This is a genomic window from Streptomyces sp. NPDC018693, from assembly GCF_044391385.1.
Lineage (GTDB): Bacteria > Actinomycetota > Actinomycetes > Streptomycetales > Streptomycetaceae > Streptomyces.
Genome location: NZ_JBIRZZ010000001.1, coordinates 395,709 through 412,182, shown reverse-complemented (window position 1 = coordinate 412,182; position 16,474 = coordinate 395,709). Strand labels below are relative to the sequence as shown.

The 16,474-nt window shown below is 66.6% G+C and carries 13 protein-coding genes; 7 read left to right on the top strand and 6 right to left on the bottom strand.

The window, feature by feature from the left end:
* Positions 1 to 48 precede the first annotated feature (48 nt).
* From ACH5AC_RS02015 to ACH5AC_RS01995, 5 genes are all read right to left on the bottom strand, one after another.
* Complete coding sequence (locus ACH5AC_RS02015; RefSeq protein WP_398859603.1) at positions 49 to 723, bottom strand: transglycosylase SLT domain-containing protein; 675 nt, start codon at positions 721 to 723, stop codon at positions 49 to 51.
* A gap of 404 nt (positions 724 to 1,127) precedes the next feature.
* Positions 1,128 to 2,453 carry a PhoH family protein gene (locus ACH5AC_RS02010; RefSeq protein ID WP_398859602.1) on the bottom strand — a complete coding sequence of 442 codons (1,326 nt, stop codon included), beginning with the start codon at positions 2,451 to 2,453 and terminating at the stop codon, positions 1,128 to 1,130.
* Between the two features lie 332 nt (positions 2,454 to 2,785).
* Entirely contained in the window at positions 2,786 to 3,559 is a 774-nt protein-coding gene (locus ACH5AC_RS02005; RefSeq protein ID WP_398859600.1) for an isoprenyl transferase, read from the bottom strand.
* A 602-nt stretch (positions 3,560 to 4,161) separates the two neighbouring features.
* Positions 4,162 to 4,995 carry a class I SAM-dependent methyltransferase gene (locus ACH5AC_RS02000; RefSeq protein ID WP_398859599.1) on the bottom strand — a complete coding sequence of 278 codons (834 nt, stop codon included), beginning with the start codon at positions 4,993 to 4,995 and terminating at the stop codon, positions 4,162 to 4,164.
* A gap of 17 nt (positions 4,996 to 5,012) precedes the next feature.
* Complete coding sequence (locus tag ACH5AC_RS01995; protein ID WP_398859598.1) at positions 5,013 to 5,888, bottom strand: LLM class flavin-dependent oxidoreductase; 876 nt, start codon at positions 5,886 to 5,888, stop codon at positions 5,013 to 5,015.
* 66 nt (positions 5,889 to 5,954) lie between these two features.
* Here ACH5AC_RS01995 and ACH5AC_RS01990 point away from each other — a divergent pair, with 66 nt between their 5' ends.
* The 7 genes from ACH5AC_RS01990 (at position 5,955) to ACH5AC_RS01960 (ending at position 15,274) form a co-directional block, all read left to right on the top strand.
* Positions 5,955 to 6,338 carry a DUF192 domain-containing protein gene (locus ACH5AC_RS01990; RefSeq protein ID WP_398859597.1) on the top strand — a complete coding sequence of 128 codons (384 nt, stop codon included), beginning with the start codon at positions 5,955 to 5,957 and terminating at the stop codon, positions 6,336 to 6,338.
* 251 nt (positions 6,339 to 6,589) lie between these two features.
* The gene (locus tag ACH5AC_RS01985; protein ID WP_398859596.1) at positions 6,590 to 7,072 is read left to right on the top strand and encodes a hypothetical protein; all 483 of its coding nucleotides are present in this window, start codon (positions 6,590 to 6,592) and stop codon (positions 7,070 to 7,072) included.
* Between the two features lie 1,700 nt (positions 7,073 to 8,772).
* Positions 8,773 to 10,110 carry a type VII secretion-associated serine protease mycosin gene (gene mycP / locus ACH5AC_RS01980; protein WP_398859595.1) on the top strand — a complete coding sequence of 446 codons (1,338 nt, stop codon included), beginning with the start codon at positions 8,773 to 8,775 and terminating at the stop codon, positions 10,108 to 10,110.
* Between the two features lie 148 nt (positions 10,111 to 10,258).
* The gene (locus ACH5AC_RS01975) at positions 10,259 to 10,705 is read left to right on the top strand and encodes a hypothetical protein (RefSeq protein WP_398859593.1); all 447 of its coding nucleotides are present in this window, start codon (positions 10,259 to 10,261) and stop codon (positions 10,703 to 10,705) included.
* A gap of 5 nt (positions 10,706 to 10,710) precedes the next feature.
* Positions 10,711 to 12,879 carry a hypothetical protein gene (locus tag ACH5AC_RS01970; RefSeq protein WP_398859592.1) on the top strand — a complete coding sequence of 723 codons (2,169 nt, stop codon included), beginning with the start codon at positions 10,711 to 10,713 and terminating at the stop codon, positions 12,877 to 12,879.
* Positions 12,872 to 13,549: a hypothetical protein gene (locus ACH5AC_RS01965; protein WP_398859591.1), complete on the top strand. Its 678-nt coding sequence runs from the start codon at positions 12,872 to 12,874 to the stop codon at positions 13,547 to 13,549. Before ACH5AC_RS01970 ends, ACH5AC_RS01965 begins: the two co-directional genes overlap by 8 nt.
* Before the next feature lie 708 nt (positions 13,550 to 14,257).
* Positions 14,258 to 15,274 (top strand): hypothetical protein, encoded by a 1,017-nt coding sequence (locus ACH5AC_RS01960; RefSeq protein WP_398859590.1) that lies wholly within the window; start codon positions 14,258 to 14,260, stop codon positions 15,272 to 15,274.
* Between the two features lie 353 nt (positions 15,275 to 15,627).
* On the opposite strand, the gene ACH5AC_RS01955 is transcribed toward ACH5AC_RS01960, so the two are convergent.
* A complete protein-coding gene (locus tag ACH5AC_RS01955; RefSeq protein ID WP_398859589.1) occupies positions 15,628 to 15,987 on the bottom strand; it encodes a hypothetical protein in 360 nt (119 codons plus the stop codon).
* Between the last annotated feature and the right edge of the window lie 487 nt (positions 15,988 to 16,474).

The window sequence follows — 16,474 nt, the reverse complement described above, 5'->3', positions numbered from 1 at the left end:
CGGGGAGGGGCTGGGAGAAGGTCGAGGGGGTACGAGGGCCGTGACGGCTCAGTACCAGCGGTTGGCCTGCCAGAACGCCCACGCGTCGCACGGGCTGCCGTAGCGGCTCTCCATGTAGTTCAGCCCCCATTTGATCTGGGTGGCCGGGTTGGTCTGCCAGTCGGACCCGGCGGACGCGTACTTACCGGCGGGCAGCGCCTGGAAGAGACCGTACGCACCGGAGGACGGGTTCACGGCGCGGTAGTTCCAGCTGGACTCGTGGCTCACGATGTTGCTGAAGCACTGCCACTGCCCGCTGGGCACCATGGCGCGGGCCATCGCCTGGATCTCGGCGATCGTGTAGGAGCTCTGGACCGGGAAGTCCCCGGCGCTGCGGCTGGCCTTGAGCTTGGCCTCCTCGCGCGCCTTCGCGGCCTCCTCGGCCGCCTTCTTCTTCGCGATGGCGGTCTCGGCGGCGGCCTTGCGGGCCGCTTCCTCGGCGCCCTTCTTGGCGCTCTCGTCGGCGGCGATCGCCTGGAAGTTGGCCTGCTGCGTCAGGGACGCGGTCTGTACCTGGGCCTGCTGGCCCACCGGTATGTCCGCGAGGAGCATCGCGTCACCCGCCGTCGCCTCAGCGTCGTTGTTCTGGGCGACGCTGCCCGAGGCAACGCCGACGACGCTTCCGACAGCGGTGACCGCCGTGGCCGAAGCCACTGCGAATCCCCGGACCGAGATCCGGCTCACACGGTTTCCTTCCAGCATCGCCCGCTTCGGTGACCCTGGCGGACGCAATCGTGCCCCTGGCGCTGGCCTCCCAACTACGGGGTCACGGAGGCGCGGGCCCGGTGGACAACTCCCGCGTGGGGAGCGCCGCTTGGTGCTCGGGCGGCATACGACGTCGCTATGCAGTTGGCGATGGTGTCGCTGTGGTCCCGTACCGCTGGGGGCACGGATGTGTCGTATGCGGGGCCTGACAGGAGTGAGACTCTGCCGCAACCGGACGCCGCAAGGCAATTCCGCGTTGCGTGTGAAAGCTCACATCCGGTTTGGCCCTGGGGATTTCATCGAACGCCCACACACGACGGCGCCGCCCCGCTAGGCTCTCGGCCTTTGCGGGGCGGCGCCAACGGCCCTTTCTCCCCTACCCCTTAGATACTGCTCTCTTCGAGCATTTCGGTCACAAGGGCCGCAATCTGGGACCTCTCGGACCGGGTGAGGGTGACATGCGCGAAGAGCGGATGCCCCTTCAGCTTCTCCACGACGGCCACGACACCGTCGTAGCGCCCGACGCGCAGATTGTCCCGCTGTGCCACGTCATGGGTGAGAACCACCCGTGAGTTGGCACCGATCCGGGACAGAACGGTCAGCAGGACGTTCCGTTCCAGCGACTGCGCCTCGTCGACGATCACGAACGCGTCGTGCAGGGAGCGGCCGCGGATGTGGGTCAGCGGAAGCACCTCCAGCATCCCGCGCGCGGTGACCTCCTCGATGACCTCGCGTGAGGTGACCGCGGAGAGCGTGTCGAAGACGGCCTGGGCCCAGGGGCTCATCTTCTCCGCCTCGGTGCCGGGCAGATAGCCCAGCTCCTGCCCGCCGACGGCGTACAGCGGCCGGAAGACCATCACCTTCTGGTGCTGACGGCGCTCCAGCACCGCCTCCAGGCCCGCGCACAGCGCCAGCGCCGACTTGCCGGTGCCGGCCCGGCCGCCCATGGACACGATCCCGACGTCCGGGTCGAGCAGCAGATCCAGCGCGATGCGCTGCTCGGCGCTGCGGCCCTTGATACCGAACGCCTCCCGGTCCCCGCGCACGAGACGGACGTTGCCCTCGGGCGTGATCCGCCCCAGCGCCTTGCCGCGCTCGGACTGGATGGTCAGCCCGGTGTGCACAGGCAGGTCGGTGGCCTCGGGGACGTACAGATGCCCTTCCTCGAAGAGGATGTCCACCTGCTCACCGGGCAGGGTGAGTTCGGACATTCCGGTCCAGCCGGAGTTCTCCGTGATGGCGAGTTCGGCGCGGTACTCCTCGGCGAGGAGGCCCACGGAGGAGGCTTTGATGCGGAGCGGCAGGTCCTTCGACACGACGGTGACGTCGAACCCCTCGGCCTGCAGATTGCGGGCGACCGCGAGGATGCGTGAGTCGTTGTCCCCCAGGCGGTAGCCGGTGGGCAGCACGCTGGGGTCCGAGTGATTGAGCTCGACACGGATGGTCCCGCCCAGATCCCCGATCGGGATGGGGGCGTCTAGGCGTCCGTACCTCACGCGGTAGTCGTCGAGCAGGCGCAGCGCCTGCCGGGCGAAGTAGCCGAGTTCGGGATGGTGCCGCTTGGCCTCCAGTTCCGTGACCACGACGATGGGGAGCACGACCTCGTGCTCGTCGAAGCGGATCATGGCGTTCGGGTCGGCCAGCAGGACGCTGGTGTCGAGAACGTAGGTGCGCCGGTCTGGCTTGTGGCGCTTTGTGCTGGTCACCACGGAAGGACGTACCCCCTCGGATGAGGTCGGGGAGCGACGAGGAGTAACTGGACCGGTCTCAGGTCCCGCTGCACCGCGGGCCGAGGACCGGCCCTCCGCTGCGTCCGTGCCGGCCGCACGATCGGGCTGGTGCAAAGGGCCTCCCGGGCGGACGGCCCCGTGCCGCCCGCTGAGATCCGACACCCGTGGTTCGGGCGTCGACCTGCTTGGCTTATGCCCTCGAACACGCGCTGCCATGCCGACGTGTCCGACGGCAGACCGGTGAACTCCTTGTTACTTCCGTGGGCGATGGGGTAGGCGGGGGTTCCCCCGGGCGGGCCGCCCGGGGTGGGTCAGCCGCCGAAGCGGCGGTGGCGGGCCGCGTAGTCACGCATGGCGCGCAGGAAGTCGACCTTGCGGAAGGCCGGCCAGAAGACCTCGCAGAAGTAGTACTCCGAGTGGGCCGTCTGCCAGAGCATGAAGCCGGACAGCCGCTGCTCGCCGCTGGTGCGGATGACGAGGTCGGGGTCGGGCTGGTCGCCGGTGTAGAGGTGGCGGCCGATCATGTCGACGTCGACGGTCTCGGCGAGCTCCTCCAACGAGGTGCCCTTCTCCTCCGCGTCGAGGAGCATCGACCGTACGGCGTCGGCGATCTCCTGCCGACCGCCGTAGCCGATGGCCACGTTGACCGTTATCCCGGCGATGTGGGCCGTGGACTCCTCGGCCTCCTTCAGCGTGCGCTGCATGCCGGCCGGGAGGATGTCCATGGTGCCGACGTGGTGCACGCGCCAGCGGCCGTCGGCGGCGAGGGTGCGGACGACGTCCTCGATGATGCCGAGCAGAGGGACGAGCTCCTCCTGCGGCCGGTCGAAGTTGTCCGTGGACAGCAGCCAGAGGGTGACGACCTCGACGTCGGTCTCACTGCACCAGCCGAGGAACTCCTCGATCTTCTCGGCACCGGCCCGGTGACCGTGCACGGTGGAGGAGCCCGCCGCCTTCGCCCAGCGCCGGTTGCCGTCCATGATGACGCCGATGTGCTTGGGCACCTGAGCGTGGTCCAGGTGGCCTTCCACCCGGCGTGCGTAGAGCCTGACCAGCAGGCCGCGCAGCTTGTCGCGCAGGTTCACGTGATTGTCAGCCCCTCCGTACGCAACGGACCCGAGAGCGGTCCCACGGGGCGAAGCGTACCGCTGCGCGGCCGGGAGCCGAATTCCTGGGGGGCGGACACAAGGTGGCACAAGGTGGTGCCACGGTGTTCCACGGTGGTTCCACGGTGGTGCCCAAAAAAACGGGCCGGTCCGTGGGGGGGAGACGGACCGGCCCGAGGGGGGGTTTCCACCATAACCCTTCGTAAGTGATGCTGCGCGCATCGGCGGGTCACAACTACTCTCCGCAGTCGCCTGACGACGCCGTGAGGGCCCGGAAAGGGGCTGTTCACGCGGTGTTCATGGCCGAAAGTCGGGCGGAATCCCAGGGCGATCGAGTGAAAGAGGGGTGGTTTCGGAGGCTCGAGGGGCGTCCCTCCGATGGGCTACCCGGCGCGCGAACGTCCGCTTGACGCACACGTCACCGCGCAGCCCCCTCCGCTGCGCGGTGACGCCCGCGCAGCTTTGCTTACGCGAATTACCCGGTCTGAACTTACGTGAGACTCAGGTGTGGTGGGAGGGGTTTCTGGTAACGATGTGAAAAACCTAGGGAGAGGCTTCCGGCCATTTCCGCGGAGGGCCTGCTAGAGGGCGGGCCGTCGAGGGCTCTGGCGGGCGTCGGGCCGTCGTGCCTCGATCAGGTGCCGGGCGCTGTGGGCGACGAAGGGTCCCTCGGCCAGGATCCGCTCGTGCAGGGCGCGCAGCTGCGGCTCGTACGCCTCGACCGTGAAGCCGGGCACCATCCACACCACCTTGCGCAGGAAGTGGACGACCGCGCCGATGTCATGGAACTCCATCCGCAGCCGCTCCGCCCGCAGATCCACGACCTCCAGCCCCGCCGCCTCCGCGTCGGCACGCTCGCGGTCCGGATGCCGACCGCCGCGCACCGCATCCGGCTGCGGCCCGAGAAAGAACTCCACGAGCTCGAAGACACTGCTGGGCCCCACATGCTGGGCGAAGTACGTCCCGCCGGGTACGAGCACCCGGGCGATCTCGGCCCACCGGGGCGCCACCGGATGCCGGCTGACGACGAGGTCGAACGTCCCGTCGGCGAACGGCAGCGGCGCGTCCTCCGCGACAGCGACCACCGCGACCCCGCGCGGCCGCAGCAGCGCGGTGGCCTTGGCGACGTTGGGCGGCCATCCCTCGGTGGCCACGGCGAGCCTGGGCACCACGGACTTCTCCCTGGACTTCGCCCTGTGCTCCGCCCGCCCCAGGGCGAAGTCCAGCACCTCCCCTCCCCCGGTATCGACGTCGAGCACGGCGGTGGCGGCGCCCAGCCGCTCGGCCAGGGACACGGCGTACCCCCAGGAGGGCCGTGCCTCGGTCGCCCGCCCCTCGAACCAGGAGAAGTCCCACCCTTCGGTGGGCACGGCGGCGCCTTCGGCGACGAGGGCTTCGTACGTACTGTTCTGCACGGGGGGCCTCGGCGCCCTCAGGAAACGAGCGGGCGCACGTCTTCGCCCACGAACCTCAGGAACCCTTCCGGATCGGGCTCATCGGCGGTCGGCAGCAGTACGACGGTGTCGGCACCGGCGTCCGCGAAGCGCCGCACCGCCCCGGCGACGGTCTCCGCGTCCCCCGCGACCCCGAGGCCCGGCACGGAATCGAGCCCGGTCGCGACCAGCTCACGCCGCAACCGCTCCTCAGCGCCCGTCCCCGTGGCGGCGAAGAGATAGACGACGAGCTTGTGCGCCCCCGACCGCCCGGCCGCGTCCCGCTCACGGTCGACGATCCCGCGCACCTCACGCACCCGCTCGGCGGAGGCGGACTCGTTGAGCACGGTGCCGTCGGCGACCTCCCCGGAGAGCCGCACCGTACGAGGCCCGATCGCGCCGACGAACACCTCGGCGGCCCCGGCGGCCGGCGGCCAGTCCAGCCCGACGTCGTCGAGCTGGACGTACCGCCCCTTGGTGGTGACCCGCTCACCGCTCAACAGCGCCCGCAGCGCGACGGTGTACTCCCGCAGAAGCGTCACCGGCGACTCGACCCGCGCCCCGACCTGCCCCATCCAGTCCTGCACGCCGTGCCCGACGCCGAGCGAGACCCGCCCCGGGAACATGCGGTGGAGGGTGGCCACCTCCATGGCCGTGACAGCGACATTCCGCAACGGTACGGGCAACAGCCCCACCCCGACCCGAACCCGCTCGGTCCACGCCAGCACGGCGGCGGCCGACGAGACACCACCCTCCCGGAAGCAGTCCTCCCACAGCCACAGCTCCTCAAGCCCGACGTCATCGACGAGCCGAGCGACCTCGCGCAGTCGCTCAGGGGGCAGCTGAGGCCGGAAGATGGCACCGAGAACAGTCATGACAGCTTCCTACCCAAGCGCCGGCAACTGCCACAACTCGTTAACACGGGGAAGGAGAACCGGGCGATGGGACGCCAACGCTGGCCGGACGGCCCAGGCACACTGACCGTGCACGGCGACCACGACACGGAGGTGGCCAGGACCATCCCCCTGGAGATAGCCACGTCCTACCGAGCCCGCACAAGGGGCCTGCTGGGCCGGGACTCGCTGGAGGGCGCGATGCTCCTCTCCCCCGCCTCCAGCATCCACACCTTCAGCATGCGCATACCCATCGACGTGGCCTACCTGGACCGTTCCCTACGCGTTCTCGCCATCCGCACGATGCCCCCGAACCGCCTCGGCCTGCCCCGCCCCCGCTCCCGGCACGTACTGGAAGCAGAGGCAGGCGCGATGTCCGAATGGGGCCTACGCCCCGGGGCACGCGTCTCGGTCCACCTTGGCCGGCCCTGAGTACCAACGCTCATGCCACCCCCCATCCCCTTGGTGTCAAATAGGCACGGGCATGACCTGATCCCTTCACCGCCGCGACGGCGCGAAGGGCGGTGTCACCGCTGGTGGTTACAGTTTCTGAAGCGGCTACGGGTTTCAGCCTGACCATTCGGGCCGTACGGGGAGGATGTGCTGTGTTGCCGAGCGAGGCCGGTTCGAGTTCGGGTCCGGACCAGACGTCGACATCGACGTCGCCCTCATGGGTCTCATCCATGTTCGACTTCGCCAAGGCCGCGGCCGCCGCGCAGGCCGACCTCGCCACCGAGCTGTCCTCCTTCACCGACTTCCGCAAGCGCGTCGACGAACTCATCCGCGACCTCAAGGGCTCGCCGGCCGGCCCCACCCAGGTGGCCCAGGAACAGCTCGCCCGCGCACAGTTCGGCGGCGGCGCCGGCGCATGGGCGGAGGCCACCGGCCTCTACACGGCCTACGAAACGGTCATCACCGAGCTGGAGAACCTCTCCAAACTCCTCTCGGACTCCATGGAGGGCATGAGCATCGCCGTCCTCGCCTCGCACAAGGGCTACGCGAACATCGACCTGGACATCCGCGACCGCATGACCGCGATCAGCGCGCAGACGACGGCCCACTACGGCGGCGCCTACACCCCCGACACCCCACCGGCACAGCCGAGCGATCCGGGCACCACCGGGACGAACACCCCATCCGCCAACGACGCGGGAGGCACCATCTAATGCCGGCCAAGGGCCCCGGACCCACCACCTCCTTCGAGAACATGACCCACGAGCAGATGCTCACCTGGCTCGACCAAGCCAATTCCGGCCAGGTCCAGGCAGCCGCCGAACGCCTCCTCGCCGCGGCGAAGGCCATCCGCGACATCGCCGAGGAACTGAAGATCCGCCCCCAATGGGTCGCCTGGAAGGGCGAGGGCGCCGACGCCTTCCGCACCTGGACAGCGGATCTGGCAAACTCCACCCTCCGCCTGGGCGACTTCAGCGACGACGCGGCCAAGTGGCTGACCGAGGCGTCATGGGCGATCGCCCGAGCCCAGTCATCCATCCCCCGAGAGGTCCCGGGCGACGTCCAAACCCTCCAGGCCAACGTCGACGCGGCCCGCGCCGCCCACAACGACCCCGACGCAGCAACCGCAGCCACCCAGGCAGAGCAGGAACTCCAGGCCCTGACGAGGCGCAAGGAAATGGCCCGCCTGCAGGCAGCCGCCCAGATGCGAAAACTGGCCCAGACGTACAGCTGGTCAGCAATGCAGATGAGCGCGTTGGAACGGCCCAAGTTTCCGCCGCCTCCCCAAGCTGTGCGCCCGCCGGAAAGCGAATCATTCTCAACAGAGATCTCCAGGCCCGGGGCAGGTGCCTCCCCCTCAGGCGCCCTGTCCTCCGAGGTGGCGGCCACAGCTGGTAGCGCGCCAGTCCATGGTGCCTCTACCCATGCTGCCGACGCCACGAGGACTGTTGGGCCGAAATCGCTGGAGCGTGCCACGGCATTGGACACCGCTCCTGCACCAAGCATGAGCATTGACTCATTGACCACCTTGCCGCCACAGGCCCCGCATGCCCCGACCGACGCCATCAGCGGCTCGCCTGTCCCGGACCAGGTAAGGCGCGAGGCGCCGACTCAACCGGGCTTGGCTGCCCCTGCGTTCGGAAACAACAGAGGCCGCACTGCCGTACATGGCCCGGGTAGGGCGGTCACGGGCTCGACAGAGCCTGTCAGAGCCGTCACCGGATCCCCCCGGCAGGGTGCACCGGTCACTGGTCCGATCAGCCCGTCAGGGCCCGGACAAACAGCGGCCGGACGATCACCCTTGCTACCTGGCCAGAGCGTTCCACCGACGAGTTCCGGTCGAATCCCCAGCGGCCCAGCGAACGGCATCGTCGGCGGTCGCCCGGTCACGCCGCCTGCGGGCAGATCGCAGGGTGCCATTCCACGAGGCGTGGTCGTCGGAGGAGAGCACGCACCAGCACGCGGCCCACTGGGCCCCGTTCCCGGAACGGCGAATCCGGCCGGTCGCACGATGGGCCAGCCGCGCCAGGTCACCGGTCGCAGCCTTCCGTCCCCCAGCAGCGGCATCGTGGGCGGGCGTCCGCTTCCGTTCAACGGAGTTGTCGGCGACGCCTCACAGCGGCCGGGACATACAGGAGCCCGTACGAGCGCACCAGGCGGCCCGACTACGCCGGTTGGTAACGGCGCGGCACACAACGGCGTTACCGGAGGCACGACCAGCACGTCACGCCCGGGCGGGAGCCAAGTCACCGGCGGGTCCCGTGCACCGCAGCCGACTTACTCGACAAACCCCGGCAAGAGGGGTGGACAGCGCCACCAAGCCGCGCAGGACCCAGAAACACGACAGCAGACCCGCCAACGTAACGTGCCGCGCGTCGTCGACTGACGCCTCCAGAACCGAGAAAGTGACTTCATGCACAGCAGCGCTCGAATCAGAGGCCGCCACGCGGCGACAGTGGCAGCTCTGGCCCTGCTGTTCGTGGGCACTGCGGGAACTCCGGCCGTAGCGGATCCGATCCGTGAGGACCAGTGGTTCTTGGACGCGATGAAGGCCGAGGAGATGTGGCGGATCAGCACCGGCGAAGGCATCACCGTCGCGGTCATCGACAGTGGTGTCGATCCGACCAATCCTGACTTGAAGGGCCGTGTCCTGCCAGGCAAGGACCTTGCCGCGAACCTCCCCGGGGACGAGCACACCGGCTACAACAGTCACGGCACAGGTATGGCCGGCCTGATCGCCGGAACTGGTGCCTCTGGAGGCGGCAACGGCGCCTTCGGCCTCGCGCCCGGCACGAAGATCCTCCCAATCCGGATGCCCGACCCCCTCAAAGCGGCCAACGAAGCAGCGGCAATCAGGCAGTTCAACGAGACGCTGCCAACGGCAATCCGCTACGCCGCCGATCAGGACGCGCAGGTCATCAATATTTCGCTGGGCCAACAGGGCACCAGCCAACAGGTGACAGACGCTGTGAAGTACGCCTTGGACAAGGGATCCTTGATCTTCGCAGGCGTGGGCAACGACGGGGAAAAGGGCAACCCGGTCATGTACCCGGCAGCCACACCAGGCGTGGTGGGCGTCGCGGCCGTGGGCAAGGACCTGCGCAGAACGGCCGAGTCAGAGTACGGGCCGCAGGTCGACATGGCCGCACCCGGAGACGCACTCGTCTACGCATGCGGCGGCAAGACCGGAGTGTGCGAAGGACACGGCACGAGCGGCGCCACCGCCCTCGCCTCCGCCAGCGCCGCCCTCATCTGGTCCGCCCACCCCGACTGGACCAACAACCAGGTCCTCCGCGTCATGCTCAACACCATCGGCGCCCCCACCGACGGCAGCAATCGCAACGACGCCATCGGCTACGGCATCGTCCGCCCCCGCATCGCCCTCACCAACCCCGGCGACCCGGGCCCGGCCGACGAGTACCCGCTACCGGACCTCGCGGCGGCACAGGCGTCACCGTCACCGAAGCCGGCCATCACCGGAACCCCTGGCACCTCCCAGGACATCGACTCAGGCATGGCAGTGCCCAAGCCCGACGACGACGGGGATGTGTCGTGGCTGGCCGTGGGCATCAGCGCCACCGTCCTACTCTGTGGCGGAATCGCCGTAGCCGTGGTCGCCCTGCAACGCCGACGGTCGCAGGCAACGAGTTCCTTTCCCAGTCAACTCCCCCACCGGCCAGCTGAATTCGGCTCACCACAAAGTGGGTCTAATCAGCACCGTCCCCCGGACCACACTCAGGGCAATTTCTGAACACGACCCACGTGGTTCCGGACGCCAAGCCCAGCATAGGCGGGTAACGTGCACACGGATCGCCAAGCCATGAAGGGGCGCGCGCACGCCCGCGCAGCGCACCAGACACATCACGACAGAACAAGGTTGGTACGGGGAGGCTCCGCGCATGGCGTGGGACGAGTGGGAACAACTCAAAGCCGAGGCTGCGAAGAAGCAACCGGCTCAAATGCAGTTGAACCATGTGCCAGTCGATCCCCTCGAAGGCGGGACTCGGGGTGACCTCGTAGCGGGCCAGCAAGACCTTGAGGCAGTCGGCAGGGCCGCTCATGACCTGTTCGACGATTTCTCCCAATACAGTAGCCACGCGCGAGTCGCCTCTGAATCAGCCGCAGGTGGACTCCAAGGCGAAGGGTTCGCGTTGGGTGCCGCGCTGGCGCACGTCGCCGAGCGCTGGGGCGAGCAGTCAAAGACGCTGCTGGACGCCTGCGCGCACATCTCCAACCACCTGCGGTTCACCCAGAACGTACATGCAGCCGACGATTCGTACATTGCCGGCGCCGTCAGCAGCATCGCCTTGCTGGACGAGGGCTTCGACGACAGGAAGGGTCACTGACGCCGATGGACCTCGACGCGCTCCGCTTCGGAAACTTCTCCAAGCTCGGTGAAGCAGTCACCGACTGGGAACAGATGACGCAGAAGCTCGCGCTTCTGATGGAAGAGGCGGAGGCTAACCTCAAAGCCAAGTCGTACAAGGCCAATTGGGCTGGTCTCAACGCAACCGTCAGCCGCGAGTTTGTCGACAAGACAGCTGCGGAGTTTACTGACGCGCACACCCAGGCCAACTCCATCACCAAGATCCTCAGCGACACGCGCGGCGAACTCATCAGTTACCGAACGCAGGTGAACGACGCGATCACGCGGGCTACGGCGCAAAACTTGAGCGTGATCGACACCGGTGGCGGCACCTTCACCGTCACGGGGAACACCCGGCCCGACTGGGCGTCCGACCCCAGCGGAAAGACCGGCGTGACGGACCAGAAGGTGGTGGACGCCTTTCGCGACGAGATCCAGGGAATCCTGACCAAGGCGACGGAGAGTGACAACAGTGCCGCAAAAGTTCTGAGGCTTCTTGTCGATCAGGCCAAGTACGGCTTCACTGACGCTTCCTACGCAGACCGGGACGAGGCGGCCAAGGCCGTGGCGGCCGCGGAGAGGTGGGCGAAGGCAGCCAAGAACCCGGCTGACATGACCCTCGATGACATCGCCGACTTCAACCGCACAATGGAGAAATACAACAGCGACCCTCTGTTCGCCGAGCAGTTCGCCAAACAACTGGGGCCCAAGGGCACGCTCCAGTTCTGGGCCGAGATGTCCCATGCCCACGCGGGTGCCCGGGACTCCGAACTGGACACGATGAAGGAGCTGCAGAACAACCTGAGCCTGACTCTGGCCACAGCTTCCTTCTCGGACTCGGACGCGATGCAGGACTGGAAGAGGAACTTCATCGCCGAACGCAACACGAACTTCCTTGCCAGCAACGCCATCAGTCCGATCGGGGCCCTAGGCTCCCAGATCATCAGCAGCCTCATGCGCCAAGGCCAGTACGACACGGAGTTCCTTGACGAATACCGAAAGGAGGTATTCAAAGCCGACAAGGCCGCAGGCAATTCAAACACCGACGCGCTGTATTCAAGAGGATACGACGTCATCTTCGGTGACGGCGACGGCCGAGACCCGCTCGAGGGCCTGTTCGAGGGCCTCTCTCATAACCCAGAGGCGGCAACTCACGCCTTCGAGTCCAAGTCGGACTTGGACCACATGCTCGGAACAACTACATATACAGATAGAGGAGAGCACCTCGGTCACGCTCTGGAAGCCGCCGTCACCGGACTTGCCAATGGTGACACAACATCCGTCGCTCCGCCGCACAGTGCGGCTCAGGTGGAAATCATGACCAACGTTATGAAGGCGGTGGCGCAACCCGGCGGAGGTGCGGGGCTCGTAGGCGAGGGCTTGGGGGACAGCTTCGGCAATATGGCGGCTTCTTATATGCCAGAGATCAGCCAGAAGCTGGGCGGCCGTGGATCTGAAGCGATATTCCTAACGAACAGCGATGACCCTGACGGCCTGGGTGATGTAAAGGACGTGGTCCGATTTCTCTCTGCCGTTTCCACAGATCCTGCAGGAAGGGCGGGCATCGTTCTCGGCGAAAGCATTTACACCAGCGGACTCATCGAGTCACACCTTTCGGATCCTTCCTTGTTCGACGGCCCTGATGATCAAGCCCTTAGGAATATCGGCAAAAACGCCGGAATGATTGAGGGTATCGTCGCCCACTCCCTTGCCGACGAAGAAGTTCGAGCCGCTGTCAAGGGTGAGACCGATTACAATGACGCCTTGAAGGCAAAGGGGGATTTTGCCAAAACCTGGATTGCGACCGGCATGACCTTTGTTCAAGTCCCCGAAGCTTATGGGGGCGCGGCGATGGGGGCCGTAGTCGGCGGAGGAATCGGGGCCGTAGCCGGAGCCGCCGTTGATCGGATCCTAGAGGGCCAGAAAATGAGTGGTGCACGTGACGAAGCGCTCTATCACAGCGCGAAGGATCTGTACGACTCACGTGACTCAGTCAGCCAGCACACGCAGTGGGCGGCTGAAGAAGCCATCGGTGAGCACAACCTCAACCTTCCCACAGATGGCACCAAGGACCTGATCCGTAACGCTGTTAATGACGGCTGGAACGACGGCAGTGACTTGTTGAGTGACACGAAGGAGCGTCCGCGTGGTTGAAGACAGGGAGAAGGCCGCCAATCGGGCGAGCGTGAGAGGATTTCTTCTCAGCCTGACAGCTCTCTGCCTTGCGGGTGCTACCGCCTGGTTCGTGTACGTGCAGTTCTTCACTAAGGGGCTTGAGCAGCTACCCGACAAGCTCTGTGAAGGCACCGTCGGACGCAACATGGTCATCCAGGTGCTGCCCTCGGCGCGATCAGCGGAAGAAGATGCCAGGCACGGAAACTCAGAAGACGACCAGAAATTTTCATGCCATATCACTACCAGCGGCGATTCGTCTCTCTTGGGCAGATCTTGGGTCCGACCCGTCTCTAAGGCCAATTGGCTCAATAGCTATGAGGGGGGTGCGGGAAACGGTCAACTCCTCCACACTTCGATCGATGGCGTTGAGGCTCTGGCGCAACTCAGCACCGAACATGCGGCGGTGTACATTTCCTGCGCGCCCCCTTCTGGGCCCTCCTACAACGCTGCCGCAGAGTATGGGGTCTTCACAGAGGTAGAGGCCAGCGGAGACACCAAGACCACCGGCCCCGAACTTGGACAGGCTCTGACCGACATTGCCTATCAGCTAACCAAGCACGTCTACAAATTGGCCGAGTGTCAGAAGCCGATGGACTTTCCTGATCAACTCCCTCGCTACGAGCCCAACACGACTGGCAGGAGTCAATAGGACACCATCTTGAGCGAGAATTCCGAGATCGCTCTCACAACAAACACCGAGTACGTGCGAGCCGGCCTCGATTCGGCACCGCCGTGGGAAGAGCAGGACGGTGTGCATGTGTCAGTCAACTCCGGCTCTCTCGTCCAGGTAATGCGTCCTCTGGCGGACACCCCCACCGCCTACGCCGAGTTGCGGAACTCGGTTTCCCAGGACATCGGCGGACAGCTTGCGGCAGTGCCAACAAGGCGCCGAAGAGTGGCACTTCGAGTCACCTCTGAGAAAGACTGCCTACACGATGGGAATGCTGGACGCCGTGGCAGCCGATATCGAGCGAGACCGGGGAGAGGGCAGCTGGAAGGCATGGAGCAGCGACGCCTTGGCGCGTTCAACTGCGGTCATGTCTACGGTGCCCCTTGTACGCACTGAATCCGGCAGGGTACATCGTTGCGGCCTGGCAGCAGGACCTACTTGAAGGTGGGCGAGAGGGCTGCTCAACCGGTTTGAGGAGCAGAGCACAGTCATGGTCAAGGCGTGCAGCGAGGGCGCCGGCATCGACGGAAGCCTTCGCGACTCGCTCCTCAAAACAAGGCAAGACACTGCGACTCTCGGCCGTCACGAAACCAGCCGAGACCTCAGTTGACCGAGGGTCCAATACAGCGCAAAGCGCCTGACAGACACGACGAACTGAGCCCGCCTCGCCCGGCAGTAAGGAATGTCATGCCCGCCATGCCCCTACGACGCGTCCGGCGCCCCTTCTTGATCGCAACTGTCACAGCCATCTCCTGTGCGGCGGTGGCCGGTGGGCTCGTGATGTGGCACTTGCGCGGCTCTGGCGACGGCTCTGACAGCTGCGACATCCTGCTCCAGGACACACGGGTGCACAAGGCGCTGGGCGACGGGTACAAGGCCGGGATGAACTGCTCGGAGCTAGGAGCAGCCATCAGGAACGCCGCAGTGGGGACTGTGGACCCATCCGACCCGGAAGGGCATTCACTCCGGCAGGCTCAAGCAATGAAGAACGTGTTGGTGGCCGTCGAGGACAGCCTCCGGGAAACCGGCGAGCATCTCGATCCCGAACTGAGGATGCCCCTGGCCGAGTCACTAGCGGCTTACAGGGCCGACACCCATGTGATCCTCGGCCTCGGCGACGCCGACTACGTCAGGCATGCCCTACCCAATCAACCCGCTTGGGAGAACGACAGCGGCGTGCACATGTCCCTGTCCCGGGACTCGCTGCTCCGTATCGTGCGGTCGGTATCGGAGGATCCCGCTGCTTACGTCACCCTTCGCGACGCGACGACGCAGCGAGCCGCTCAGGAACTCGCGTCCGTGAGCAGTGACACCACAGGCGCCGAACTCATCGCACCTCCTGCCCGGAGCTCTTCTGTCCTGGGGACGTTCGACGCTGTTGCCGACGACGTTCGGAGAGATCTCGACAACACCCGGGCAGAGGAATGGCAGCAAGACGTGCTCAGTGCGTCGACAAAAGTGGACTCTGTGCCGCCGCCGTATGCCGAAGATCCGGTCAGCCATCTCGTCGGCTCGTGGCGGCGAACCCTGCGCGAAAGCGGGGAAGCGAGCAGTGCCGAAGTCTTCGAGCGGCAGAGTGCCGCCATGGTCGACACATGGAGCTCTGCTTTGGGGCTGGACGACAAAACCCGGAGCTCGCTCCGAGAGGACGCCGCAAGCGACTCATTCCAAGCACGTCGTGAGGCGTTGCGCAAACTCTCCTGACATGGTTCTAGCGTCCACCGGCGCTCTCTGTGGCCTCGCAAATTTGTCCGAGCAATACACAAAGTAAATCGGTCCGGCCGGCGCGACGCCCGGACCGATTCCACGCGGCAGGTGCACAACCTCAGGCGGCAGACGCCCTGTTCCGGCGAGTCTCGGCGTTCAGCCGTCCCCCTTCCCCGCCGAGCCGTGGCACGCACAGCCGCAGCGGCCGACAAGGAGCAGCCCGCCGCCATACGGCAGTGGGATGTCCTGCAAGCGGCGGCACGCGTTGTGCATGTCCTCGTCCAATCGGACCGCGAGCATGCACTCTGTTGACAGTTCCTCCATGGCCGATGCTCCGCCGGGCCGCGCGCTCATTTCCCGCCCTCGGCTTGGCGGGACGGCGGCAGGAGGGTGAGTACGTCGGGCTGGGGCGGGTAGTGGCCGGCGCACGCCCGGCAGGCGTACACGACGAAGCCCGGACCGGAGTTCTGGTGGACCACGCCGACCACGACCGGGGTCTCGGTGGTCACGTGGCAGCGCGCGCACATTCGCATCGGCGGGCGGGACCGCCCTGCCAGGTACGTGGTCGGCGGGGTGTTTGTGGTGCCGGTGGCGTTGTCCGGCTCCGGCAGCGCACTGTCGGTCAGGCGCTCGGCAGGGTCCGTGCCCTCGGGGAGTTGGTGAGCTTCGGTGTCGTGCGGGTGGCTCTGCCGCTCACTCCGTGCCTCCATCACGCCGCCCTCTCCGCGCCGAGCACATGACGGTCGAGGTCGACACCGAAGTCGGCCGCCAGGACCAGGACTACGCGGCGTCGGGTCTGCCGCGCCCGCTCGTTTTCCCGTTCCTGTTTCCAGTGAGCGTGATCCTCCGCGCGTACGTACGGACGGACCGAGGTCGAAGCCCTGCCGTCCAGCGGCCCATGCAGCCCGTACGGGGAACGGTGAGCGGGAAGCCCTACGGTGACCCAGTCCGGGGCCCCATCCGGCTCATGGACGGGGGCCGGCGCGGCGGGGCTTGCGATCGCCCTCCGCCTGCCGGTGCCGGGCGCGCACATGCCAAGGATCCAGCGCAACAGCGCGTGGATAATGCTCACTGTCATCAGCTCCTCAGAGGCTGGTGGCCATGCCCCCGGACGGCGCCCACCGTCGCGGGGGTCCTTCTGTATCGGCAGACTAAACAACCTGGTCATGCCCTGCCATGGCATGACACGAATGAGCG

Bases quoted from the DNA above. Each gene is read 5' to 3' on its own strand.
- ACH5AC_RS01995 (WP_398859598.1), bottom strand. From the start codon at position 5,888: ATGACTGTTCTCGGTGCCATCTTCCGGCCTCAGCTGCCCCCTGAGCGA.
- ACH5AC_RS01990 (WP_398859597.1), top strand. From the start codon at position 5,955: ATGGGACGCCAACGCTGGCCGGACGGCCCAGGCACACTGACCGTGCAC.
- ACH5AC_RS01985 (WP_398859596.1), top strand. From the start codon at position 6,590: ATGTTCGACTTCGCCAAGGCCGCGGCCGCCGCGCAGGCCGACCTCGCC.
- mycP (WP_398859595.1), top strand. From the start codon at position 8,773: ATGCACAGCAGCGCTCGAATCAGAGGCCGCCACGCGGCGACAGTGGCA.
- ACH5AC_RS01975 (WP_398859593.1), top strand. From the start codon at position 10,259: ATGGCGTGGGACGAGTGGGAACAACTCAAAGCCGAGGCTGCGAAGAAG.
- ACH5AC_RS01970 (WP_398859592.1), top strand. From the start codon at position 10,711: ATGGACCTCGACGCGCTCCGCTTCGGAAACTTCTCCAAGCTCGGTGAA.
- ACH5AC_RS01960 (WP_398859590.1), top strand. From the start codon at position 14,258: ATGCCCGCCATGCCCCTACGACGCGTCCGGCGCCCCTTCTTGATCGCA.
- ACH5AC_RS01955 (WP_398859589.1), bottom strand. From the start codon at position 15,987: ATGGAGGCACGGAGTGAGCGGCAGAGCCACCCGCACGACACCGAAGCT.